At 51.2% G+C, this 23,757-nt stretch carries 18 protein-coding genes; 11 read left to right on the top strand and 7 right to left on the bottom strand.

All coding sequences use genetic code 11. The features are described 5' to 3' along the window. From uvrC to porW, 3 genes are all read right to left on the bottom strand, one after another. Nucleotides 1-1,812, bottom strand: a complete 1,812-nt coding sequence (gene uvrC / locus I2I11_RS06405; RefSeq protein ID WP_196266860.1) for an excinuclease ABC subunit UvrC — start codon at nucleotides 1,810-1,812, stop codon at nucleotides 1-3. Between the two features lie 141 nt (nucleotides 1,813-1,953). Beyond that, the gene (locus tag I2I11_RS06400) at nucleotides 1,954-4,266 is read right to left on the bottom strand and encodes a penicillin-binding protein 1A (protein WP_196266859.1); all 2,313 of its coding nucleotides are present in this window, start codon (nucleotides 4,264-4,266) and stop codon (nucleotides 1,954-1,956) included. Between the two features lie 184 nt (nucleotides 4,267-4,450). Further along, on the bottom strand, nucleotides 4,451-7,399 hold the full coding sequence (gene porW / locus I2I11_RS06395; protein ID WP_196266858.1) for a type IX secretion system periplasmic lipoprotein PorW/SprE: 2,949 nt from the start codon (nucleotides 7,397-7,399) through the stop codon (nucleotides 4,451-4,453). 511 nt (nucleotides 7,400-7,910) lie between these two features. On the opposite strand from porW, the gene I2I11_RS06390 reads away from it, so the two are divergent. From I2I11_RS06390 to I2I11_RS06340, 11 genes are all read left to right on the top strand, one after another. Then, entirely contained in the window at nucleotides 7,911-8,132 is a 222-nt protein-coding gene (locus tag I2I11_RS06390; protein ID WP_230679941.1) for an AtpZ/AtpI family protein, read from the top strand. Between the two features lie 5 nt (nucleotides 8,133-8,137). After that, nucleotides 8,138-8,527: a hypothetical protein gene (locus I2I11_RS06385; protein WP_196266856.1), complete on the top strand. Its 390-nt coding sequence runs from the start codon at nucleotides 8,138-8,140 to the stop codon at nucleotides 8,525-8,527. Between the two features lie 38 nt (nucleotides 8,528-8,565). Further along, entirely contained in the window at nucleotides 8,566-9,603 is a 1,038-nt protein-coding gene (atpB, locus tag I2I11_RS06380; protein ID WP_196266855.1) for a F0F1 ATP synthase subunit A, read from the top strand. Nucleotides 9,604-9,640: 37 nt separating this feature from the next. After that, nucleotides 9,641-9,901 (top strand): ATP synthase F0 subunit C, encoded by a 261-nt coding sequence (atpE, locus tag I2I11_RS06375; RefSeq protein ID WP_196266854.1) that lies wholly within the window; start codon nucleotides 9,641-9,643, stop codon nucleotides 9,899-9,901. Between the two features lie 110 nt (nucleotides 9,902-10,011). Next, complete coding sequence (locus I2I11_RS06370; RefSeq protein ID WP_196266853.1) at nucleotides 10,012-10,506, top strand: F0F1 ATP synthase subunit B; 495 nt, start codon at nucleotides 10,012-10,014, stop codon at nucleotides 10,504-10,506. 60 nt (nucleotides 10,507-10,566) lie between these two features. Continuing rightward, entirely contained in the window at nucleotides 10,567-11,124 is a 558-nt protein-coding gene (atpH, locus tag I2I11_RS06365) for an ATP synthase F1 subunit delta (RefSeq protein ID WP_196266852.1), read from the top strand. A gap of 2 nt (nucleotides 11,125-11,126) precedes the next feature. After that, nucleotides 11,127-12,704, top strand: a complete 1,578-nt coding sequence (atpA, locus tag I2I11_RS06360) for a F0F1 ATP synthase subunit alpha (RefSeq protein ID WP_196266851.1) — start codon at nucleotides 11,127-11,129, stop codon at nucleotides 12,702-12,704. Between the two features lie 75 nt (nucleotides 12,705-12,779). Further along, a complete protein-coding gene (gene atpG / locus I2I11_RS06355; RefSeq protein WP_196266850.1) occupies nucleotides 12,780-13,673 on the top strand; it encodes an ATP synthase F1 subunit gamma in 894 nt (297 codons plus the stop codon). A 176-nt stretch (nucleotides 13,674-13,849) separates the two neighbouring features. Continuing rightward, nucleotides 13,850-15,556 (top strand): alkaline phosphatase PafA, encoded by a 1,707-nt coding sequence (gene pafA, locus I2I11_RS06350; protein WP_230679940.1) that lies wholly within the window; start codon nucleotides 13,850-13,852, stop codon nucleotides 15,554-15,556. Nucleotides 15,557-15,611: 55 nt separating this feature from the next. Next, complete coding sequence (locus I2I11_RS06345) at nucleotides 15,612-16,184, top strand: inorganic diphosphatase (RefSeq protein WP_196266849.1); 573 nt, start codon at nucleotides 15,612-15,614, stop codon at nucleotides 16,182-16,184. A 119-nt stretch (nucleotides 16,185-16,303) separates the two neighbouring features. Further along, a complete protein-coding gene (locus tag I2I11_RS06340; protein WP_196266848.1) occupies nucleotides 16,304-17,221 on the top strand; it encodes a UbiA prenyltransferase family protein in 918 nt (305 codons plus the stop codon). 171 nt (nucleotides 17,222-17,392) lie between these two features. Here the strand turns inward: I2I11_RS06340 and I2I11_RS06335 are convergent, their stop codons facing one another. The 4 genes from I2I11_RS06335 to I2I11_RS06320 form a co-directional block, all read right to left on the bottom strand. After that, nucleotides 17,393-18,895 carry an NAD(P)H-hydrate dehydratase gene (locus tag I2I11_RS06335; protein WP_196266847.1) on the bottom strand — a complete coding sequence of 501 codons (1,503 nt, stop codon included), beginning with the start codon at nucleotides 18,893-18,895 and terminating at the stop codon, nucleotides 17,393-17,395. A gap of 145 nt (nucleotides 18,896-19,040) precedes the next feature. Further along, the gene (locus tag I2I11_RS06330) at nucleotides 19,041-21,437 is read right to left on the bottom strand and encodes a DUF5686 and carboxypeptidase-like regulatory domain-containing protein (protein ID WP_196266846.1); all 2,397 of its coding nucleotides are present in this window, start codon (nucleotides 21,435-21,437) and stop codon (nucleotides 19,041-19,043) included. Between the two features lie 83 nt (nucleotides 21,438-21,520). After that, nucleotides 21,521-22,351: a phosphatase PAP2 family protein gene (locus tag I2I11_RS06325; protein ID WP_230679939.1), complete on the bottom strand. Its 831-nt coding sequence runs from the start codon at nucleotides 22,349-22,351 to the stop codon at nucleotides 21,521-21,523. Nucleotides 22,352-22,508: 157 nt separating this feature from the next. Continuing rightward, the gene (locus I2I11_RS06320) at nucleotides 22,509-23,714 is read right to left on the bottom strand and encodes an NADH-quinone oxidoreductase subunit D (RefSeq protein WP_196266845.1); all 1,206 of its coding nucleotides are present in this window, start codon (nucleotides 23,712-23,714) and stop codon (nucleotides 22,509-22,511) included. Nucleotides 23,715-23,757 lie beyond the last annotated feature (43 nt).

The following is a 23,757-nucleotide window of genomic DNA, read 5'->3' as shown; positions in this document are numbered from 1 at the left end:
CTATGCGCCGCCGTTGTGAAAATAAGTATAAAGAATGGCTGCCTTCGAAGCGCCAACTTCGGCTGTGAGTTCCTGCTGCGTTAAGGCTTTCAGTTTTTTAACGGATTTATACTTAGCCAGTAGTGTTTCGGCGGTGGTAGGGCCGATGCCCTTTACGTCGGTAAGCTCTGTTTTCAGCGTTCCGGCATCGCGCTTGCTGCGGTGGAAAGTAATGGCAAAGCGGTGCGCCTCATTGCGCAAGCGCTGAATAAGCTTGAGCGACTCAGATTTCTTGTCAATATAAAGCGGCAGTTTGTCACCAGGGTAAAAAATTTCTTCCAGCCGCTTGGCAATGCCAACCACGGCTACTTTGCCATAGATGTCCAAATCCTTCAACGCCTTCACAGCCATACTTAGCTGGCCCTTGCCGCCATCAATGATAATGAGTTGTGGCAGCGGTTGGTTCTCTTCCAGCAGGCGTTTGTAGCGGCGCGTTACAATCTCATACATTGATTCGAAGTCGTTGGCGCCCACCACCGTTTTGATATTGAAATGGCGATAGTCTTTCTTGCTGGGCTTGCCGTTCTTAAAGCATACCATTGAGGCCACCGGGTTATCGCCCTGGAAGTTAGAGTTATCAAAACATTCGATCTGGCGCGGTAATTCGGTGAGGCGGAGGTCTTTCTTTAATGTTTCCAGCACGCGCATTTCCCGCTGATCACTCAGATCTCTGTTCTGCTCCTGGCGGCTTTCACGTTCTTTACGCAGGTATAAAGCGTTCTTCAGCGACAGGTTCAGCAGTTTGCGTTTGTCGCCAATCTGCGGCTGCGTTACCGTGAGGTTATCGAGCGGAAGCACAAGTACGATGTTGGTGATAATTTCCCGCGAGGTGCTTTCAAAGTCCTGGCGCAGCTGCACCACCACTGAAGCCAGAATATCGGCATCTTCCTCGTCCAGCTTTTTCTGTATCTCCAGTGATTGGGTAAGTATAACGGAGCCGTTCATTACCTTCAGGTAGTTGACAAAGGCGCATTGCTCGTTAGAAGTGATGGTAAAAACATCTATATCCGTAAGCGTATTGCTCACTACGGTGGATTTTGTCTGAAAATCCTCCAGCATGTCCAGCTTTTGCTTGTACTGGTGCGCCAGTTCATACTGGTAATCGGCGGCAGCGGCGGCCATGTGCTCCTTAAAATAGTTTTTGGCCACCGACAGATTGCCCGAAAGTATGTTTTTGATCTGGGCGATGTTGGCGTTATACTCCGTTTCATCTACCAGTCCCTCGCAGGGGCCTTTGCAGTTGCCGATGTGGTACTCCAGGCATACCCTGAACTTGCCTGCCGCCACATTCTCCGGCGACAAATTATAGGTGCAGGTGCGTAGCGGATACAAAGTGCGGATAAGGTCGAGCACCACGTTCATGGTGGTAACGCTGGCGTAAGGGCCAAAGTAACGTGAGCCGTCGTTCAGTTTGTTGCGCGTGCTGATAACGCGCGGAAATCGCTCATTAACGATGCAGATGTAAGGGTATGTCTTTCCGTCTTTCAGCAGGATGTTATACTTGGGCTGATACTGCTTGATAAGGTTGTTTTCCAGCAGAAAAGCATCGGCTTCGGTATCTACAATGGTAAACTCAATATCGTTTATTTGCGAAACAAGCTTGAGCGTTTTCTTATTGTGCTGGGCAGATCGGTTAAAGTAGGAGCTGACGCGCTTGCGGATATCAATCGCTTTGCCTACATAGATGATGCCGCTTTCATCAAAAAACTTATAGATGCCGGGCTTGTGCGGCAGGTGCGAGATCTTTTCCTTTAACTTTTCATTTGCAGGCATAAACGAAGCCGTTTAAGTTCTAAATAAAGCAACTCACACGCATTAAGTATAATTCCCTAAAGTTGCTCCTACAGGCAGAAACCGGGAGAACGGGGCCACCCTCCGCCAGCAAAAGCAAACAAAGTATTACGGTTCCTTTATTTAGATGTTGGGGTCCAGGTCAATCTCAGTGGGCAGGTTCAGGAACTCGTCCTGCTGCAACGAGTCTATCGGCATGGCCCCCTGGTTATACTGGGCGCAATCCAGTTCTACCGAAAACCCATCAGGTTTGGGGAAAGGAGCCTTCGATACATCCAGCGACTTATCGGCATACACCTTCTGCATAAAAGCGCCATAAATCGGCATAGCCAGTTTAGCGCCCTGCCCCAGGGCAATGCTGCGGAAGTGGATAGAGCGATCTTCGCCGCCCACCCAGGTGCCGCATACCAAATCAGGCGTGAGGCCCATAAACCAGGCATCGGATTGGTTTTGGGTAGTACCCGTTTTGGCACCGATGTCGTTAGTGAGGTGATTGCGGAAGCGCAGGCCGTATGCGGTGCCACCGCGCTCTGTGGTAGCCCGGAGCATGTGAATCATGGTATACGCTGTTTCTTCGCTTAAAATCTGATCCTTCTTCGGCGTAAACTCAGCCACCACATTGCCGTGCTTGTCCTCGATGCGGGTAATAAAGTTCGGTTCTACCCACATGCCGCCATTCACGAAAGTGCCATAAGCGCCCACCATATCAAACAGCGTTACGTCGCTGGTGCCGAGCGCCAGCGACGGGGTAGGATCCAAAGGCGTAGTGATGCCCATGCGTTTGGCGGTGTTTGCCAGCGTTTCAGCACCCAGTTTGTTCACCAGGAAAGCCGAGATGGAGTTCACAGACTCTGCCAATCCCTGGCGCAAAGTATACTTTTTGCCGGAGTATTTGTTATCGGCGTTGCTCGGGCACCACATGGTGCCGTCCGGCAGCGGCACACAGGTTTTGGTGTCAATAACCTCGTAGCAGGGAGAAAGTCCGCTTTCTATCGCGGCCGTGTACAGAAAAGGCTTAAACGTGGAGCCGGGCTGCCGCGCCGCCTGCTGTACGTGGTCATACTTAAAATGATCGTAGTCGATGCCGCCCACCCATACTTTGATGTGGCCCGTCTGCGGCTCCATCGCCATAAAACCTGTCTGCAGGAAATGCTTGTAATACTTCAGTGAGTCCATCGGGCTCATCACCACTTCCTTATCACCGTTCCAGGTAAACACCGTCATGGGCACTTTCTTGTTCAGATAATAATTGATGGAATCTGTGTTGTCGCCGAAGCGCTCCACCAACCGGCGGTAGCGCGGGGTACGCTTGATGGCCTGCTCCGGAAAATTCTTAATTTCCTGCATGTGGCTGTCTACCCAGGGGTTACGGCCTTTCCAGTGCTCAAAAAAGACTTTCTGGCGGTCCGCCATGTGGGTGGCCACAGCTTTCTCGGCATACTGCTGCATCCGCGAATCGATAGTCGTGTAAATCTTAAGGCCGTCGGCATACAGGTCATAGCCGTTTTCGCGGCACCACTGCTTCAAAAACTTTCCGGCCTCGGTGCGGAAGTATGGCGCCATGCCAATATTCTGGCTTTCTACCCGGTAGTCCAGCTTGATGTTTTTGTCTTTCAGCTGGTTATACTCTTCTTCAGGCAGGAACCCATACTTCACCATCTGCGATAGTACTACATTACGGCGGCGCTTGGAGTTCTCAGGATGAAATCTTGGGCTATAATATGTCGGATTTCTAAATAGGCCCACAAGAACAGCAGATTCTTCAACAGAAAGATCTGGCACATCACTATTAAAAAAGGTTTTAGCTGCAGATTTTATACCGAAAGCATTACTACCGAACTCGAAAATGTTAAGGTACATCATCATGATTTCCTTCTTGGTATAGGAGCGCTCCAACTTCACAGCCAATATCCACTCTTTCGTTTTGTGTATAAGTGTGCGCATACCAGGTACATCATTCAGCAAGCCATTATTAAGGTCCTCCCCACGGGTCCGGAAAAGCTTTTTAGCAACTTGTTGTGTTATAGTGCTTCCGCCACCCTTAGACTGACCTGTAAGTATAGCCGCAGCAACACGTGCCATTGCCTCTGGATCTATTCCAGAATGTTCCTCAAAGCGTATATCTTCAGTGGCTTTTAACGCATTTACCAGGTTATCCGGTAATTCCTCATAATCCACAGGGGTACGGTTCTCACGAAAGTATTTACCTAAAATTACATCATCAGCAGAATATAATTCAGAAGCTAATGCACTTCTAGGATTTTCCAAAGTGCGTAAATTCGGGAACTCCCCGAACAGGTTCAGGAAGTTGATACTGACCGCATAGATGTAGAGGGCAAACACGATTAAACCGCCCGCAAACAGCAGCCACAGAGTGGAAACTATCTTCGGGTAAATTGTTCTTTTCGCTTTGGAGGTTTCTTGACGCGTAGTCATGTTGAGTTAATGTGCTAATGTGTTAATAAGGTAACTATCAAATTTCATGCACCAATTGCATAAGTCTGATTTTGTGCAAAACACCTGCTGGTTAAGATTGCGCAGGCTCGTCTGTAGCGGCCCTTCAAACGGAAACGTTCCTGTATGCCACTTCCAGCGGACTATGCTTTTTGCGTAAGATCATTTAATAGTTATTTTTAAAGAATGTCAGGTAAGCTTCCACATCCTTCTTCTGTAAAAATTTCTGGTAGTTGGCAGCCGTAATAACAAAGGTAGTGAATTCTACACCTCTGATTCTGCCAACCGGCGCCTGCGGCCCTTTTTGTTTGATGTTGTAGGCTAAGGCTACCTTCGGGTCTGTAAAAGTGCCCAGCACCAGCATTGCTTTGCCGGCACCAGCGGCTATGGAATCTGCCTGCAGGTTGAGGTTGCGGTGATAGGTGCTGTTATACTTGCTGTATTTGGCGGCAATGTCTTTAAAAGCCGGTACTTCCGGTGGGTAAACGAGCACGAAATAATATGCCGTATCCGGGGTAGCCTCGTAGGCCAGCGGATCTTTTGCCGCTACCGGAGGACTGGCCAGCGTAGCTGCTGCTACGGTGTCAGCAGTTACATTGGATGCTACAGGAGGCGTGGGTTGCTGCTGTTGTGCTGTCGCCTCCTGCACTGGCTGTACTGGCAACGATGCGGGTGCTGCCTCTTTGGTAGCGGCCACGGGCTCTTCTTCAGCATGTGCTGCTGCCAACGGTTGCTGTACCGGCGGCGCAACAGGTTTTGGCGGTGCTGCAGGCTCATCCGGCACAGTAAAGGCGGCCATCGCAGTGGCTACTTTCTCTTCCGGCCTCAGGTTGCCTGCCGTAGTTGCTTTTGGTGTAGTATCCCTGGAGGGCGCCTCCTGCCGGAGCTGGTTATTTTGCTCCAGTGTAGTATAGGTGGCCAGCAGTGCATCGGCCTGCGGCTGCAGCGTGCTGCCCGGAAAATTGGTTTTAAATCGTTGCAACTGTTCGCGCAGCGCCTGTGGCGGTTTGGTGCGTGCCGTTATCATCGCTTCCAGAAAAGCCACCTTGTCCTGGATATCGCTCAACGGGTACCGGCTCACCACCTGGTCCAGCACCTGCGCCGCTTTTTTGTAATCCTGCTCCTCATAATAAGTGTAAGCTGCATCGTAGAGCATGTGCGCCTTCAGGTTATCTGCTGCGTTTTTGCTCATAAAATCCGGATCATCTACCAGGCGGGCGTAAGTTGTATTAGGGAATTCCTGCCTGATGCGGTTATAGTAGGCCTGCTTTTGCGGTTCGTCGCCTGCCCGGCTGTAGAGCAGGTACAGGCTATAATAAGTTTCGGCGGCATGCTCTGAGCGCGGGAAGCGCTGCAACAGCTCCTGGTATGTCTGGGTAGCCTTGCCTATATCGTTCAGTTTCAGAGCGTAGATATTGGCCAGGTTAAAGAGCGCCTCTTCAATTTGCTTCTCTGCACGCTGCATATCGGCAGTGGTGACCGGAATGTTCTGTAAGTATGCCTGCACCTGCGCATTAGCCCGCTCTTCAGGAGACAGCTGCGCTTCTTCGGAGGCTGGCGTGGCGTCAGCTACAACAGGCGCTTCGGCGGGTTGGGCCTGCTGGTTGCTTTCGCCGCGGGTGCGGATACGCCAGAAATCCTGCAATGGCCGGTCGCCCCAGCGGCGGATAAATTCGGAACGTGCCGAAGCCATGGCGGCGGGATTATCGAAGTACCAGATACCGGATGCGTCGGTAGTCTCGTCCGGGAAAGCAGTTCCGTTCTGATTATTGCGGCTGTTGCTGCGGCGCGGCTGCTCTGCACGGTTGCGTTGCTGCGCGGCCTCCTGTTGGGCCAGTTCCTGTTGCCGCAGCTCTTCTTCGCGCTGCACCAGTTGCTTCACAAAGCCTGTGCGCTCGGCTTCGCTCATGTGCGCCAGGCGTAACAGGCTGTCCTGCGTCTGAATGGTATTGTATTGCTTTGCAAAGTCAGCCAGCACATCGCGGCGTTCGCGCACCGCCTCGTAGTTCAGGGCCGTTTGCGGGTATACCTGCACGGCACTATCGTAGTAGGCCTCGGCCAGGTTATACTTGTTCAGCTTATCGAAATAAATCTCACCTGCGGCCACGTAGCTATAGGCTTTTTGGTTAGGCAGCGTGCCGGGTGTTTTCAGCGACTGCTGCAGATATTCCAGTGCTTTATCATAATGTTGCTGGCGAAGCTCGAACTGCGCCATCTCATAGTATATCTTGTCGCGGTACTCTTTGTTTTTGTCGTCTTTCAGCATCTTCTGGTAGTAGCTGGCCATGCGCTCCAGGTCCTCTGCGTCGCTCAGTTCCGCTACCTGCCCCAGGTTAAGCCTGCTGAAAAAGCCCAGGTCGTATGGCGGATTTTTGCGCAAAACCTGGCTATACTGCGCATAGGCTTCTTCATTTTGGCCTGTAAGCTGATAGAGTTGTGCCAGCGTAAAACGGGTACGCTTCAGATTGTCTTTGTCCTCAAAGTTAGGCAGCGCCAGCGCCAGGTTTTCTATCACGGCGGCGGTGTCGCCAAGTAGGGTGTTGTACTGCGCGCGGGCCAGGTACAGGGCGCGGGCATTGTCTTTGTTGAGGCGTTCTTTGCGTAAATATTCTGATACAGCCTGTGCATCGTCCATCAGGTTGAGCTTCATAAAAGAGCGCATCAGCCACACCAGCGCCTCATGCCTGGCATCTTTGTCTTTGCCGATAGTGTTGGCGTATTTGAAGGTCTTGGATGCCTCGGCAAAGTTAAGCTGGTAAAACTGCGCCTGCCCGATAAGCACGTAGCTGTCGTCTATCCATTTGCTGTTTTTGTGCCATTGTATCGGAAACGAAGCTTTTTTAATTATATCTTCCAGGTCGGCGGCCATGGCTTTGGCCGTAACAGAATCTATGGCAGGGTAAATCGGGAGTACCTGGTTGTAATCGTAGGTGGTTTGCTGCTGCAGGCTTTCCTGCACGGCACGCATCTTCTCTTTGGCCAGAAAATAGCCATTGTAGCGGGCAGTGGTGTTATGGTAAGTCTTGCTAAGCGGGTTGTTGCGCTCCACGGAGCAGGAACCCAGCAGCAGCAGCGCTGGCAGCAGCAAAAGCAGGTGCAGTGGTTGCTTGTTCAAGATAATAATATGAGCAGGGTAAGTAAATGTGCTAATTTATCCATGTGCTAATGTGCTAAATTTCAGATGATCACACATCAGCCACATCTATTTAATTTGTTCAGATGCTTATGAAGCAAAAGAATATAAAGTATAAACGCCGGTGCAAAAGTAAAAGTATAGCCAGCCGGATACCCGTTAATGCAATGTATTGCTACAAAGAATGTGCTGATTTTTAACCTGCTGCAAAAATACAACATTAAGCCGATTCTACAGCAGTCGTTTTTACCAGCAGCTAATGAACTATATAAATAGCGTTTTGGTTTCAGGCGGGATAATGCAAATTGTTCCGGTGGCAGGCTGCACAAGCTCGCAAAAAAGAAGTAATATTGTAAAAGTGGTACTCTCTTTTCAGGACGGCAGAAGATGAGGCGGGTTTAAACCGGCTTCGGCCGCGTGCCTGATTTCTAGGAGTTTAGCCATGCAACAATAAAAAACGGAGCTTTATACTTAGCTGTTAAACATGGACAACATGCCGGATCATAAACCGAAGCGCGATGACAACATCAAGCCATACCTGCGGTACTCGGGCCTGGCGTTTCAGATGATCGGCGTGATGGTGCTGGCAGCGCTGGCAGGTATGAAACTGGACGATTACTTCCATACCCGGAACCCGTGGTTTACGATTGTGCTGTTGCTGGTGGCCGTAGTGGCGTCGATGGTGCTCGTTATCTTATCACTCAACAAAAAATAAAAGCTGTGCATTTCTTTAGAAACCTGTTGATTTTCTCGGGCGTAGTAGGGCTTGTTATCGGAGCGCTCGCCTATTTTACCGGCCAGGCGCTGGTGCATACGTATGTATGGTACGTGCTGGCTTTCTTTGTTTTTATTACGGCGCTTACCTTCTACATCACGCGCCTGGGCATCAGTTACGACAACGAAAATTTTCAGCTATACTACTTCGGGTCTATGGGCTTCCGGATGCTGCTGAGCATTGGCGTGGTGTTTATCTATGTATACCTTTTCTCTGAAAACGAATTGCAGTTTGTGCTGAATTTCTTTGTCTTATATTTTCTGTTTACCGGGTTTGAAATCTACAGCTTATTGGCTAACTTGCGGCCCAATTTGAAAAAGCAGGATCAAGTATAAGGCGTAGCTTTATGAACTCTGTTTCTAAATCTCTCTTAATGAAGAAGTTATTCGTTTTACTGTTTTCCCTTTTGACGATTTCAGCCTATGCGGCCGAGGCGCCGGCAGAAGAAGGTGGTGGGTTTAAGCCGAGCGATATGATCCTGCATCACGTTGCCGATGAACATAAATGGGAATTTGCTCATGGTGCCAGCCTATACTTACCGGTGATCCTGCTGGATAACGGGCAGGTGCATGTTTTCTCATCAAAGAACTTCTTTAACGAGCATGACGAAGAGGTGGCATACAACGGCTATGTGGTGGAACACGGGCATATATACAAGGCCAATGAAGAAGGTGAGCCCATAGAAGACTACAAAGGGTTGTACGACTTTTCTATCACTAAAAACGTGGCATCCCTGTTTCTAAGCGTGACTTTGCTGCTGATTATATTCTGTGTGATTGCGCGCCGTTACAAAACCAATGCCGGCAAAGCGCCAAAAGGTATTCAGTCGTTCTTTGAACCGATTATCATCTTTGTGCGCGACGATATTGCCAAAGCGAACATTGGCCCTAAGTATGCGCGCTACATGCCATACCTGCTCACTATCTTTTTCTTCATCTGGTTTAACAACCTGCTGGGCCTGATGCCGGGTAGCGCCAATTTAACAGGAAACATTGCAGTAACCATGTCGCTGGCCGTGATGACGCTGGTAATTACGCTGTTTAGCGCCAATAAAAGTTACTGGAGCCATATTTTTGCTACTCCCGGCGTGCCGTGGTGGCTGGCCCCGATTATGATACCGGTAGAGGTGATTGGTATTTTTACCAAGCCATTCTCGCTGATGATTCGATTATTTGCCAACATTACGGCAGGGCACATTATTATTCTTTCCCTGTTTAGCTTGATCTTTATTTTCGAGAGCCTGGCGATTGGGCCGTTAAGCGTTGCGTTTGCCGTGTTTATGAACTTCCTCGAATTATTTGTCGGGCTGTTGCAGGCATACATTTTTACGCTGCTCTCGGCCATGTATTTCGGCGGAGCGGTAGAGGAGCATGACCATGTAGAGGACATGGGTTACGGCGACGGACACTAAAAGCGAATTTTTATTTTTTAACTATATATATACTATTATGTTGTTAGCAATTCTGCTTCAAGCTCTATCAGATGGTGCGGGTTTCGCGATTATGGGTGCCGGTATCGGTGCTGGTCTAGTGGCCCTTGGCGCTGGTTTGGGTATTGGTAGAATCGGTGGCTCTGCCATGGAATCTATCGCGCGTCAGCCTGAGGCTGGTGGCAAAATCCAGACAGCCATGATTATCGCTTCTGCCCTTATCGAAGGTGTTGCACTCTTCGGTGTGGTAGTTTGCTTGCTGATCTCTTTCAAAGGCTAATAAGCTTTTGCTGGTCTCTCGTCCGGACGTATGGTCCGGACGACGAGATCAAAGAGGTAGTATCAGGTATAAGTATAGGTAAAGAAGAACCATATTCAAATTCATAAACAATGGAATTAGTAACCCCTGGTTTAGGCTTAATATTCTGGCAGTTAGTCACTTTTCTGCTCGTGCTGTTCCTGCTGACAAAGTTTGCCTGGAAGCCGATCATGAGGGCGCTGAACGAGCGTGAGGCCTCTATTGAAAATGCGTTGAGCGCTGCCGAAAAAGCGAAGCTGGAGATGCAGGGCCTGAAGGCTGAAAATGAGAAACTGCTGGCACAGGCGCGTTTAGAGCGCGACAGAATCCTGAAGGAAGCGACAGAAGCCGGGAACCACATGATCGAAGCCGCCAGGAACAAAGCCAACGAAGAAGGCGACCGTATGATTGCAAACGCACGCGAAGCCATCAACACCGAGAAGCGTGCCGCCATTGCTGAAGTAAAAAATATGGCCGCTGCACTTTCAGTGGAAATTGCGGAGCGTATTCTGCGCAAAGAACTGAGCAACCCACAGGCACAGCAGGCCCTGGCACAGGACTACATCAAAGAAGTAACGCTTAACTAAGATTTCATGCGGCGCTGCTTTTATACTTTGTAAAAGCAGCGCGCCAACTATAAAAGCATTATGTCAGAAATTAGAGTTGCTTCCCGGTATGCGAAGTCGCTGCTTGAGCTGGCGCAGGAAAAGGATGTGCTGGAGAAGGTAAACGAGGACATGAAGCTGTTCTCGAAAACCGTTGCCCAGAACAGAGACTTACAGCTGCTGCTGCAAAACCCTATTGTAAAGGCCGACAAGAAGCTGGCAGTGATCAATGCCCTTTTCAAGGGCAAAGTAGATAGTATGACGCTGGCCTTCTTCGATATTGTGGCACGCAAAAACAGGGAGTCGCTGCTGGAATTTATCGCAACGGAGTTTGAGCGCCAGTACAACCTGTACAAAGGCATTCAGAAAGCCAAAGTGACGTCAGCTGTGCCGCTTACGCCCGCCCTGCGCGAGGAACTTGGCCGGCGCCTGGTGGCCCAGACCGGCAAAACAATTGAACTGGAAGAAAATGTGGACCCCTCGCTTATCGGTGGTTTTGTGCTGCGCGTGGGCGACAAACAGATTGACAGCTCTGTGAAGTATAACCTCCGCAAGCTGAAAAATAATTTTAAAGACAACTCCTATATTACTAAGATATAACCATGGCAGAAGTAAGACCTGACGAAGTATCAGCTATACTAAGAGAGCAGCTATCGAACTTCCGTTCGGAGGCAGAACTGGAAGAAGTGGGTACGGTACTGCAAGTGGGTGACGGTGTCGCCCGTATTTATGGCCTTTCCAAAGCGCAGTCCGGCGAGCTTCTTGAATTTGAGAACGGCCTGCAGGCGCTTGTGCTGAACCTGGAAGAAGACAACGTAGGAGCCGTAATGCTCGGCGATTACAGCGAAATAAAAGAAGGCGCTACCGTAAAAAGAACCAACCGCATTGCCTCTGTAAGAGTGGGCGATGGCATTATTGGCCGCGTGGTAAACACCCTGGGCCAGCCTATTGACGGGAAAGGACCTATCGCCGGAGAGTTATATGAGATGCCGCTGGAGCGTAAAGCGCCGGGCGTAATCTTCCGTCAGCCGGTAAACGAACCGATGCAGACAGGGATCAAGGCGATTGACTCTATGATTCCGATTGGCCGTGGCCAGCGGGAGCTCATCATCGGTGACCGCCAGACAGGTAAGTCAGCCGTTGCCATAGACACGATTCTGAATCAGCGCGAGTTCTTCGAAAAAGGCCAGCCGGTATTTTGTATATATGTAGCCGTAGGCCAAAAAGCATCAACCGTGGCGCAGGTGGTAAAAGCCCTGACAGAAGGTGGTGCCATGGATTATACTGTAGTAGTGGCGGCTTCTGCTTCTGATCCGGCTCCGCTGCAGTTTTATGCGCCATTCACGGGTGCTGCCATTGGCGAGTTCTTCCGCGATACAGGTCGCCCGGCGCTGGTAGTATATGATGACCTGTCGAAGCAGGCGGTGGCTTACCGCGAGGTGTCGCTGCTGCTGAGAAGACCGCCAGGACGCGAAGCTTATCCCGGAGACGTATTCTACCTGCACTCCCGCTTGCTGGAGCGTGCAGCCAAGATCAATGCCTCGGATGAGATTGCCCGCAACATGAATGATTTGCCGGAATCTATTAAGCACATGGTGAAAGGCGGCGGCTCTCTAACGGCCCTTCCGCTGATCGAAACACAGGCAGGCGACGTTTCGGCTTATATCCCGACAAACGTTATCTCTATTACAGACGGCCAGATATTCCTGGAAACCAACCTGTTTAACGCAGGTATACGCCCGGCGATTAACGTGGGTATTTCGGTATCACGCGTAGGTGGTAACGCCCAAATCAAGTCGATGAAGAAAGTAGCCGGTACGCTGAAGCTGGATCAGGCGCAGTTCCGCGAGCTGGAGGCTTTCTCTAAATTCGGTTCTGACCTGGATGCCGCTACCAAACTGACCATTGAGCGCGGCCGCCGCAACCTCGAAATACTGAAGCAGCCGCAGTTTTCGCCGGTGCCGGTAGAAGAGCAGGTGGCGATTATCTATTGCGCTACAAACGGTTTGCTGGACAACGTGCCGGTAAACGAGGTAAGAACTTTTGAGAAAGAGTATCAGCGTACATTGCGTGCCCAGCACCCCGAAACACTTAAGGCGCTGCTGGCCGGCAAGCTGGATGATGAAACAACAGGTGTTCTGAAGCAGGTAGCCAGAGAGCTTTCAGCTAAATACAGATAACAGTTTTAAAGTATGGGTTAAGATAAGGGGCAAACTGCCTTTAATCTTAACCCATACGCTTATAGCAGAGAATATATGGCAAGTTTAAAAGAGGTTAGAAGCCGCATTACGTCTGTTTCGTCGACGCAGCAGATCACGAAAGCCATGAAAATGGTGTCGGCGGCCAAGCTGCGGCGCGCACAGGACAGCATTCTGCGCATGCGCCCCTATGCACAACGCCTGGGAGGCATACTGGCCAATCTGTCTACGCTTACCGAAGGATCTGTAACCAACAAATATTCGCAGGAACGTGAGGCAAACAGGGTGCTCCTTATTGTTGTTACCTCCGATCGCGGTCTGGCCGGTGCCTTCAACTCCAACATTGTAAAAGCTGTTACTTCGCTGATTACAGACAAGTATAGCCGCCAGTTTGCTGCCGGTAACGTTACTTTCCTGACCATCGGCAAAAAAGGCTTCGATGCACTTCGCAAGCGCGGCGGCTACAACATCATTGGCGACTATACCAACACCTTTGCTAACCTCTCTTTCGATACCGTGCGGGCTGCGGCCGAACGTGCCATGGAAGGTTTTGTAAGCAATGAGTTTGACCGGGTGGATATTGTATACAATGAGTTTAAGAATGTAGCGACGCAGATTATCCGTACAGAGCAGTTCCTGCCTATAGAGGAGAAGCAAATAGAACGCAACGGTTCTGCTGCGCTGGCAGCCGATTATACCTTTGAGCCTTCTAAAGAAGAAATCATCCGGGAACTGATCCCAAAATCGCTGAAAATACAGGTATACAAGGCTGTACTGGAGTCGAAAGCATCAGAAGAAGGCGCCCGTATGACAGCTATGGACAAAGCAACGGACAATGCCGGCGAGTTGCTGAAACAACTGAAGCTGACTTACAACCGCACGCGCCAGGCAGCCATTACCAAGGAAATCCTGGAGATTGTGGGCGGCGCCGAGGCTCTGGCTTCAAAATAAACATAAAAATGCACAGCAGCGGCAGCGTTCACCCGGCAGGTGAGCGCTGCCGCGGTTTTATACCTACCTGTTGCGCATCTGTCTTATTAAAATTGGGAAAAGTGCATATTTAACAGAAAGAATAAGTATAAACGGGGGGTACTTGTTATATTTGCAGGTAAGTGAACCCTAAACGCATGGAAAAGCAATCTATACTAAAGCGCAGCCTGCTGGTTAAAGCCGTAGCTGCGTGTTTGATTGGGCTAAGTGCCTGCATGAGTGTGACCCATACGGCCACTACAACTATAAGCCAGCCACAACAGGCACTGACAACAGCGCCCCTTCCCCGCCCCAAACTGGTGGTAGGTATAGTGGTAGACCAGATGCGCTACGACTACCTGTTTCGCTACTGGAATAAGTATGGCAACGATGGCTTTAAACGGCTGGTAACGCAGGGCTACAATTTCAAAAATAACCATTACAACTACGTACCAACTTATACCGGCCCGGGCCATGCGTCTATCTACACGGGCAGTATCCCCGCCCTGAACGGTATTATAGGCAACGACTGGTACAATCGCCAGACAGGTACAACCATTTACTGCGTAGAAGATAAAACGGTGCAAACGGTTGGCAGTACTTCGGATGCAGGGCAAATGTCGCCGGCTAATTTGCTGACGACAACCATTACGGACGAGCTGCGGCTGGCTACCAACATGGGTGCCAAAGTAATCGGCGTAGCGCTGAAAGACAGAGGTTCCATACTTCCGGCCGGTCATTTGGCTAACGCAGCTTACTGGTTCGATTCTCCCACCGGAAACTGGATTACCAGCACCTATTACGAGAACGAACTGCCTGCCTGGGTGCAGACGTTTAACAACCGGAAACTGGCCGATAAATACCTGAGCCAGCCCTGGACCACCCTGCTGCCCATAGCAGAGTATACCGAAAGCACACCGGATAATGAACCCTGGGAAGGCTTGTTTTCGGGCGAGAAACAGCCTGTGTTTCCGCATAACCTGCCAGCCCTGCGTGGCAATGATTACGAGCTGATCCGTTCTGTGCCCGTCGGCAATACGCTTACCAAAGATTTTGCGCTGGCAGCGCTGGAGGCCGAAAACCTGGGCAAGGGTGCGCAGACCGATTTTCTCACTGTCAGCTTTTCCTCTACAGATTATGTCGGTCACAGGTTTGGGCCTAACTCTGTCGAGGCCGAGGATGTTTTCCTGCGCCTGGATAAAGAGATTGCAGAGCTGATTACGGCGGCAGAGCAGCAGGCAGGCAAAGGAAACGTATTGTTCTTCCTGACGGCAGACCATGGCGCAGCGCATGTGCCCGCTTTTCTGACAGCCAACAAAGTGCCCGCCGGTGTGGCAAACGGAAGCATCATACGCGATTCTGTAGACACCTACCTGGACAAAGTATACGGCAGCGGCGATTGGGTGGAGCGCTACATCAACCAGCAGTTATACCTGAACAGGAACCTGATACACAGTAAAAAAATAAACACAGCCGAAGTGCAGGAGCGTGTGGCCAGGTACGTCATGCGTTTCGAGGCGGTGGCCAGCGCCATAACAGCAACAGCCCTGCAAACCAACAACTGGAGCGAGGGAATGATGGGCCGCGTAGAAAATGGCTATAACCCGCAACGCTCCGGCGACGTAGTAGTGGTGCTGCAGCCGGGATGGTTTGAAGGCGGCGCGCATCCTACCGGAACAACACATGGTTCTTACTCTAACTACGATACCCATGTGCCGCTGATATGGTATGGCTGGAAAGTGCAGCCTGGCGAAAGCTCCGTAAAAACAGAAACCACAGATATTGCGCCCACCATTGCCTCGTGGCTGTATATACAGGAACCAAGTGGCAGCGTAGGGAAACCTTTGCAACCATACATGAAATAACCCGCGCCTGAAGAAGAAGCCATGACGGCGCTGTAAAAAGCAGTAATAAATTAACATGGAGAATACAGAAAATAACAACCCGTGGCACAGCGTGAACTACGGCGAAGAAGCCCCGGCCGTGGTTACAGCCATCATTGAGATTCCGAAAGGATCGAAAGCAAAGTATGAACTAGACAAAGAAAGCGGCATGCTGAAGCTGGATCGCGTGCTTTTTTCGTCTGTAAATTATCCGGCCAACTACGGCTTTATCCCCCAGACCTATTGCGACGACAAAGATCCGCTGGACATACTGGTTATCTGCTCGATAGATGTGCAGCCCATGTGCCTGATTGATGCCAAAGTAATTGGTGTGATGCAGATGATCGACAACAACGAGGAGGACGATAAGATTATCGCTGTGGCATACCACGACATGTCCGTGCGCCATATCAACGACATCTCAGAGTTGCCACCCCATACTTTGCTGGAAATGCGCCGCTTTTTTGAAGATTACAAAAAGCTGGAGAACAAGGAAGTGATTGTGGAGCAATTTCTGGGCCGCGAGCACGCCTACAAAATCATACAGGACAGCATCGAACTGTATAACACAACCTTCGGCGAACCGGTTAAAAAAGCCAGGACCATTTAAAAGATTGATTTTACCTGTAAAGCCCGGCATAGGTATAACCTGTGCCGGGCTTTTTGTTTTGCAGATAATATGGCAACAGTTGAATGACGGTGGATTTGTTACGTACTTGCAGGTATAAGATGAACCGGAACAGAAGCATCGGCATAGGAAAGCAAAAGCAACAGGTAATGCCATACCTGTCGGCGCAGGTAGAGCAGGCATTGGGCTGGCTGCTTTACAGCAGCGTGTTTATTTCATGCTGCGGCTTCAGCCTGACGGTGGAAACATACCTGCTGGCCAAAGTTCCGGTATCGCTGCCAATGGCGGTATTCGTGTTCCTGGCAACGCTTTTTACCTATAACCTGAGCAGCGTGCAAAGTATGGTGCGGCACCCCCTGCAGCAAGCCGATATGCAAAGTCCTTCTTGGGCGCAGCGGCATAAGAAGGGTATGGCCATTCTCGGGCTGGCCGCTATAGGGGCTGCGGCCTGCTTATACTTCAGCTATCATTTAAAGATAAATGTCTGGATAATGCTGCACCTGGCCATTATTTCTATCGGCTACACGGTGCCCATGGTGGTGTATAAATCCCGGAAAATAAGGCCCCTGCGTAGCGTGCCCCTGCTAAAAGTTTTCCTGATTGCCTATGTGTGGGCGGTGGTTACGGCGCTCTTTCCGCTGATGGATGCCGGCCTGCAGGTATGGGATACGCAGGCGCTGCTGCTGTTTGCCCGCCGTTTCCTGTTTATCCTGGCGCTGGCGCTCCTCTTCGATATCCGCGACTATACCTATGATCGCACAACCAGTACCCTCACCTTTCCGGGGCTGCTGGGCGTGCGCAAAACAAAGCTGCTTTCACTGTCGCTGCTATTGGTGTACGGGGTGATTTCGGTGAATGCCGAATCCGGACTGGTGCAGCCGGCACTTATTGCCAGCACGGCAGGAGCTGCGATGGTGGTCTTGTTTTCTTCGGAACATAAGCCGCGCCTGTACTATGCACTGCTGGCCGATGGCGCCATGCTGCTGCACGCCGGCCTCATCTACCTGACGCTGCGCTGAGTATTTCGTTTATCGTGTTTTGTTTTTCGGGTAAAGTAACATTCCTTTTCAGGAAGAAGTAATCAGGCAGCGCTCAATAGAACTTAATTATACATGAAGACCTCGTTATAAAGTATAATTCAGGATGGCCGGATATCAGTATATAAAATTACCCGGATACTATAAACGAATCTAAAGCTGCATAAATGCCTGTGGCAGATGATCTATCACGTCAGAAGCCGTCATCGAAATCTCTCCTACTGTTTTCATTGCCAGATCACCGGCAAGGCCGTGTACATACGCACCCAGGCGGCAGGCATCTTCCAAACTATACTGCTGCGCTACCAGGGCTGTAATTACGCCTGTGAGCACATCGCCGGTGCCGCCGGTAGCCATGCCCGGATTGCCGGTGGTATTGAAGTATATGTTTCCGTGAGGCGTGCCGATAGCGGTGTTGCTGCCTTTCAATACCATGTAGCAGGTATGTATGCGGCAGAACTCCAGCATGTCCTGCAGGCGGTCGTAATCGTTGTTGCTCTTGCCTACCAGCCGCTCAAATTCTTTGGGGTGCGGCGTAAAGATGACCTTGTTTTCCGGGAGCTGCGCCTGCAATTTATCGCTGCTGCCAATGATGTTGATGGCATCAGCATCGATGACGAGTGGTTGTGTGCTGGTAGCCAGCAACTGGCCGATAGCGGTTTTGGTAACACGTTCTGTACCGATGCCGGGCCCCACGCCAATTACGTTATACTTATCTGTTTCTGGCGGCAGGTGCGAGAGGTGCCTGCGGTTTTTATCTACCAGCGTCATAGCTTCCGGTACGGCTGTCTGTAGTATGTCGTAACCTGCCGCAGGGGCCTGGATGGTAAGCAGGCCAACACCTGCCCGCAGGCAGGCGCGGGAAGCCAGCACGGCAGCGCCCATTTTGCCAAAGCCACCAGCCAGTAGCAGTGCATGCCCGTACAAACCTTTATGCGAGAACTTTTTCCGGGGCTTAAGCAACTGCTGCACATCTTGCTGCATGGTATAGTATAAATGCGTATCGGCTTGCGAAATAAATTTCTCACTCAGGCCGATGGGTACTACATGCCACTCGCCCACATAGGCCTCGTGCTGTGGCAGCAGGAAGGCTAATTTCGGCAACTGGAAACTGATAGTATAGCTGGCTTTGACGATGGCACTTTCAGGCGGTGTCTGGCTGTCGGCATAAAGGCCGGAAGGTATGTCGATGGCCGTAATAGTGGCGCCGCTGTCGTTTAACCGTGCTATCACTTTGGCATAAATACCAGTAACCGGGCGGTTAAGGCCCGTGCCGAACAGGGCATCTATGATACAGCCGTTTGCGGAAACATCAGGGATATCCTGCTCCTGCTGTATGTGCTGCTGTTTTACCTGTGGAGGAAGACGATCCAGGTTGGCTTTAAAATCTGCGGAAGCTTTGGCGGTATCACCCACGATAAGTACCTGTACCTGGTAACTGCGCTCTAGCAGCAGCCGTGCCACCGCCAGTCCATCGCCGCCGTTGTTGCCCGGTCCGCAAAAGATGCTTACCTGTTCAGTGGGTTGAAACTTGTTCTCAAACCATCCGGCAAAAGCTTTGGCTGCGCGCTCCATCAACTCCAGAGAAGTTATATTTTTTTCCGCGATGGTATAAGCATCAGCTTCCCGGGTTTGCGCAGCAGTCAGAAGTTTCATAGTATGGCTTGTTTGAGGCTTACCTACCTATACTGCGTTTGCCATGTCAGGTTTTAAGGATGTTGGAGGAAAAGTACACGGGTATTGCGCCTGTCGCCCAGACACTCGGGACAGGTGCGTACGCCGCGAGTTCTGTTCAGCAGGCCTAAAACGCCAGTGTTACCGTAAACTTCAGCACCAGGTTATCTTTCGGGGAAGCGGCGGCATAAGGGCCATAGCGGTAAAAAGCAGCCGCACCTATGCCCGAAAAAGCAGACTGGATGATGTTGTTCAGCAGCAGCCCCGACTCATAAAAACCTTTGCGCATTGTCTGGAAAGATTGTTCCGACAGTGGTTGTTCTAAATCCCCGAAGCCAATGTTGGTGACAGCTACGATATCCGGGTGGAAAAACTTAGTGCGGAAAAGGCGCTTGCCGAAGTCCTGCTGTACAAACAGGGCCGCATAACGATCGGAGAAAAACTCAAACGGGCGCATGGTTTCAAAGCCTTCGCCGGCATACACACTGTAATCGGCACTGTAGCTGCCGTAACCGTTAAAGAGGCTTACAAGCGGCGCAACGCCATCCACATAGCCTCCTGCAAAGGTTAAGCGGCTCTGGCCAAAAGTGCGGTGGCGGTACGAGGCCTCCAGCCGCATTTCATACTTGTTGTAGCTATAGTTACCGTCCAGCAAGCCATCGAAGCCGCGCGTGTATTGCAGCCACAATACCGGGTACTCATTTGGCAGGGCCATTCGCTGATGAAACTGCTCCATAAATTGTTCTCCGTAGGCATAACGCAGGCTTACTACACCTTCTGTCAGGTTATACTTGCCCAGGGCCGCATCAAGGGTTGTCCGCCGCTTTTCGTGGCGCAGGGTGGTTTGCAGCTGCAGGTAGCGTTGCAGTCTGCCGGATAACGAGGCACTGTAATGGGTAGTATAATCCAGATACGGGAGCAGCGCCCAGCGCAAATCCTTCAGCAGCAGCCCCTCGCCTCTAAAAGGCAATCTTCTGCCGCCCGGCTCCACCAGATCCTGAAAGTATGCTGCCTGTAGTTGCAATTCCAGCGGCTTGTAAAGTATAACTGATGCATCGGCGCCATACTTGGTTGCTTCATCTTTAAAACCGTAGCCCCAGTAGCCACCCACCGAAAATCGTTCTGACAAGCGGCTGTTGGTATGCAGGCCGGCGCCCAGCCGTAGCCCCTCGAAATCACTGAGGCGCAGCAGGCGGTTCAGATCAAGACTGACAGGGCCGAGTGGCAGTTGTTTTGTTGTCAGGAATTCGACGAAGCGCAGGGTGCGATCCAGTTTTTCAGCTTTGCCGATGCTGTCGAGGCGCGTGTAGGTGCGCAGCTCCAGTTGGTTCAGGGAATCGGGCCGCTGCCGGTTCCAGAAATCATTGGTCTGGCTGGCAGCATCAGGCAATTGCCGGAGGGCTACCACGCCAAAGTCAGACTTGTGCAGGCCGGGGTTCAGGTTGATGTTGGTGATATAGGTGCGGATGTGCCCGTAAGGCTGATGGCCGCGCAACGCCACCTGCGGTACCGTAATCTCCACATCCAGCTCGGTAGGGAACCACTGCTGCTGCGGCCCTGTCTGTTCAAATTGTTGTTGCAGTTTCAGGCCGCGCTGCTCGCCGTTGGCAGCCGTCTGAGCCAGCACATTTTGTACCGCCCAGCCATTACTGTTGATGTAGAGCAAACCTTTCAAGCCTTCAAAATTCTTCCCTTCCTCCGGTTTAAAAGAAATGATAAAAACGGTATCCTGCCCTAATACCGAAGTTTCCTGCAATACAAAATTATACTTGCGGGTACTGCCGGGACTCAGGGGGCTGAGATAGTGCTTGCCAAAGAATACGGGCATATCATCGTATACCGAAAAATCGCGGGCCTCTGCAGCTACAATGCCAAAGCTGGGCTGCTGCAACCCGGATACGTGTGTGGCAAGTATGGTTTCTTTGCGCAGGTTAGGTTGCAGAAAAGCATAATCAGTAACGCTTTCGGCCAGGAAGAGGTGCTGCCGGGCCAGCAGGTGGCGCATTTGCAGGTAAGCAGAATCTTTTGGAGAGAGTTGCAGCGTATCGCTCAGATCGATATTCTGGGCATCGGTGGCGGTAAGTATAAACTTGTTGTAGGTGCGGTAAGTATAGGCAGGCAGGTTTTTGATGTCGTTGCGTTCCCTGTTCTGTATAGCCAGCCGGATAATACGATGGGCCAGGTTCTCGCCGGAAGCGAGCACCGTTACCTCCTGCAACTGCGCCATGGCGGGCTGCAGCCACACATTTATTGTTTCAGAAGAATCAACCGGAATAACCTGAGGCGCATACCCTACATAACTGAAACGAAGACTTTGGATAGGCCTTAAGTGCCGCAGCTGATATTCGCCCTCCAGGTTGGTGGTGGTGCCGGTTTCGCCTGCGTTGGCGGCTATACTTACAAAAGCCAGTTTCTCATTGGTTTGCGCATCGCGCACCGTGCCGCGAACAGTTCGCAGCTGTGCTGAAGCTGTTACAGCAGCTAGAAAAAGGTATAAAGTAAGCAGCAAACGAAAGTACGGCATCCGGCAAAGATAAAACAAAAGCCTGAACTCCGCCTGTGGCGCGGGTACCTGGTTTATACTTTGCCGTTGAAAACGCTGCCTGCTTAAAACTGCAGCACGAAACCCATGCCCGGCTGGCCGTTTGGCAGCACCACCGGTATCAGGGCAGTATTCAGGCCCTTGTTTTGGGCTATCTTCGATTCCAGCCAGTAGATTGTATTTACAGAAAGTATGCCCACACCTGCGCCCGCCAGCACGTCAGCCATCCAGTGCTCGTTGTTGAGCACCCGCATGACGCCGGTCGCACCGGCCACGGCATAGCTGCCCACACTTATCCAGGGACTCTTGTGCCTGAACTCCTTGTCCATTAAAGTTGCGATGGTGAAAGCATATGCCGTATGCCCCGACGGAAAAGCTGTCGGATTGCCGTTGGGCCTGTCGATATCGGTAAGATTTTTGAACGGAAATACAATGGCGGTTGTCAGTACGCCGGAAGCTAACAGCAAGCCTGTCTGGCGGCGGATGTCGTGGCGGTTCTGGGAGGAGAGAAGGTCAAACGCGTACAGGCCGACAATAGGCGTAAAGAAAAGATAGTCGTCTATTTTGGTGCTGAAATTTGGTGTATTCCGGTTGCGGGCATCACGGGCATCAAAACTGCTGAAAACCCCATGGCCCTGTATGGTATAAAGCCCCGCAGCTACCAGAGCCGCCGCCGGTATAACGGCTCGTTTCAGAAAATGCCCATCGTCGCCTTCCAGGCGCTGTGCATCGGTAAAAGGATGTTTTTGCCCGGGCAGCACCGAGTCGGCGGGAATGACATTGGCTGTATCAGCATCAAGCGTTTTTTGAGGCTGTATTTGCGCTAGCGTTGGGGCCGGGGCAAGCAGTACGCTCAGCCACAGCAACTGTGCGGTTATAAAATTAGCTGGTTTCAAGGTATAAGTGCTCTAAGTGCGTTACATCAGTTATTACAGATATAAAATAACGGAGCACAAAGCGGGAGGTTTTAGAACCTTCCAATAAAATGCGAAACGACAGATTTGTTACAGAATCCAGGCAGGAATACTTCAGAAAGCAATGGGCCTACCCCTGTTACCTATCTACCTCGCCCAGCACAATATCTATAGAACCTACGATGGCAATTAAATCGGCTACCATACAGCCGCGGGTTATCTCAGGCAGCACCGACAGGTTTACGAAGCTGGGCGCACGGCCTTTGACGCGAAATGGAACGTCGCTGCGGTCGGTGGTGCGGAAGTAGTAGCCCAGTTCGCCGCGTGGCGTTTCACCTCTAAAGTATAGTTCCCGGCTACCCATTGTGCGCAGCTTTTTGGGGCACGCCGCCTGCGGATCAAAGTCGGGTGTGCGCTTGTAGTCGCCGGTGAGGCGATTGAGGCATTGCTGTATAATTTTTACGGATTCCCGGCATTCCAGCGCCCGCACATAGTTGCGGTCCCAGCAATCGCCGGTGGTGCCGGCCAGGCCTTTTCCGGTAGGCACGTCAAAGTCCAGCTCCGGGTACACACTGTAGCCGTCTATGCGGCGCAAATCATACTTCAGGCCGGAGCCACGCAGCATCGGGCCGGAGCAGGCATAGTTAATGGCGACATCCAGGGGCAGCACACCCACGTTGGCCGTGCGGTCGATAAAAATTTTGTTCTCTAAAAGAATGGTATCCAGTTCGTCCAGCTTGGGCAGCAGGTAATTCACAAATTCGCGGCAGCGCTCCTCAAAGCCAATGGGCAAATCATAGTATAAACCGCCTACCCAGATATAATTATACAGCATCCGGGCGCCGGACACCCATTCCAGCAGGCGTTGTATGTGTTCGCGGTCGCGCAGCAGCCACAGGAAAGGCGTAAAAGCGCCGATATCGATGGCATAGGTGCCAATGGCAACAAAATGTGAAGCAATGCGGTTGAGTTCCGTGACTAACACACGGATATACTCCACCCGTTTCGGAATATGGTCCGTGATGCCCAGCAGCTTCTCCACACCCATGCACCATACATGCTCCGAATTCATGGCGGCCAGGTAATCCATGCGGTCTACGTAAGGGATGGTCTGGTTGTAGGCCATGTTTTCGGCGTGCTTCTCGAAGCAGCGGTGCAGGTAACCGATGTGCGGTACTACTTCCTGTACAACTTCGCCGTCCGTTACCACCTCCAGGCGCAATACGCCGTGCGTGCTCGGGTGCTGGGGCCCCATGTTCACAATCATCTCGCCCGCCTTCAGGCCATCCAGTCCGAATTTGTTCGGCTCCGACTGCAGCAGGTAGTCTGTATAAATGGTGGACACGGCTTTGAGTTAGAAAGTTAAAAAGTTGTGCAAAGGTCGTAAA

Source organism: Pontibacter rufus (assembly GCF_015694705.1).
GTDB lineage: Bacteria > Bacteroidota > Bacteroidia > Cytophagales > Hymenobacteraceae > Pontibacter > Pontibacter rufus.
This window is presented reverse-complemented; position numbering and strand designations above follow the sequence as displayed.

Coding starts and splice junctions, on each gene's coding strand:
- uvrC (WP_196266860.1), bottom strand. CDS start 1,812: ATGCCTGCAAATGAAAAGTTAAAGGAAAAGATCTCGCACCTGCCGCAC.
- I2I11_RS06400 (WP_196266859.1), bottom strand. CDS start 4,266: ATGACTACGCGTCAAGAAACCTCCAAAGCGAAAAGAACAATTTACCCG.
- I2I11_RS06390 (WP_230679941.1), top strand. CDS start 7,911: ATGCCGGATCATAAACCGAAGCGCGATGACAACATCAAGCCATACCTG.
- atpB (WP_196266855.1), top strand. CDS start 8,566: ATGAAGAAGTTATTCGTTTTACTGTTTTCCCTTTTGACGATTTCAGCC.
- atpE (WP_196266854.1), top strand. CDS start 9,641: ATGTTGTTAGCAATTCTGCTTCAAGCTCTATCAGATGGTGCGGGTTTC.
- I2I11_RS06370 (WP_196266853.1), top strand. CDS start 10,012: ATGGAATTAGTAACCCCTGGTTTAGGCTTAATATTCTGGCAGTTAGTC.
- atpH (WP_196266852.1), top strand. CDS start 10,567: ATGTCAGAAATTAGAGTTGCTTCCCGGTATGCGAAGTCGCTGCTTGAG.
- atpA (WP_196266851.1), top strand. CDS start 11,127: ATGGCAGAAGTAAGACCTGACGAAGTATCAGCTATACTAAGAGAGCAG.
- atpG (WP_196266850.1), top strand. CDS start 12,780: ATGGCAAGTTTAAAAGAGGTTAGAAGCCGCATTACGTCTGTTTCGTCG.
- pafA (WP_230679940.1), top strand. CDS start 13,850: ATGGAAAAGCAATCTATACTAAAGCGCAGCCTGCTGGTTAAAGCCGTA.
- I2I11_RS06345 (WP_196266849.1), top strand. CDS start 15,612: ATGGAGAATACAGAAAATAACAACCCGTGGCACAGCGTGAACTACGGC.
- I2I11_RS06340 (WP_196266848.1), top strand. CDS start 16,304: ATGAACCGGAACAGAAGCATCGGCATAGGAAAGCAAAAGCAACAGGTA.
- I2I11_RS06335 (WP_196266847.1), bottom strand. CDS start 18,895: ATGAAACTTCTGACTGCTGCGCAAACCCGGGAAGCTGATGCTTATACC.
- I2I11_RS06330 (WP_196266846.1), bottom strand. CDS start 21,437: ATGCCGTACTTTCGTTTGCTGCTTACTTTATACCTTTTTCTAGCTGCT.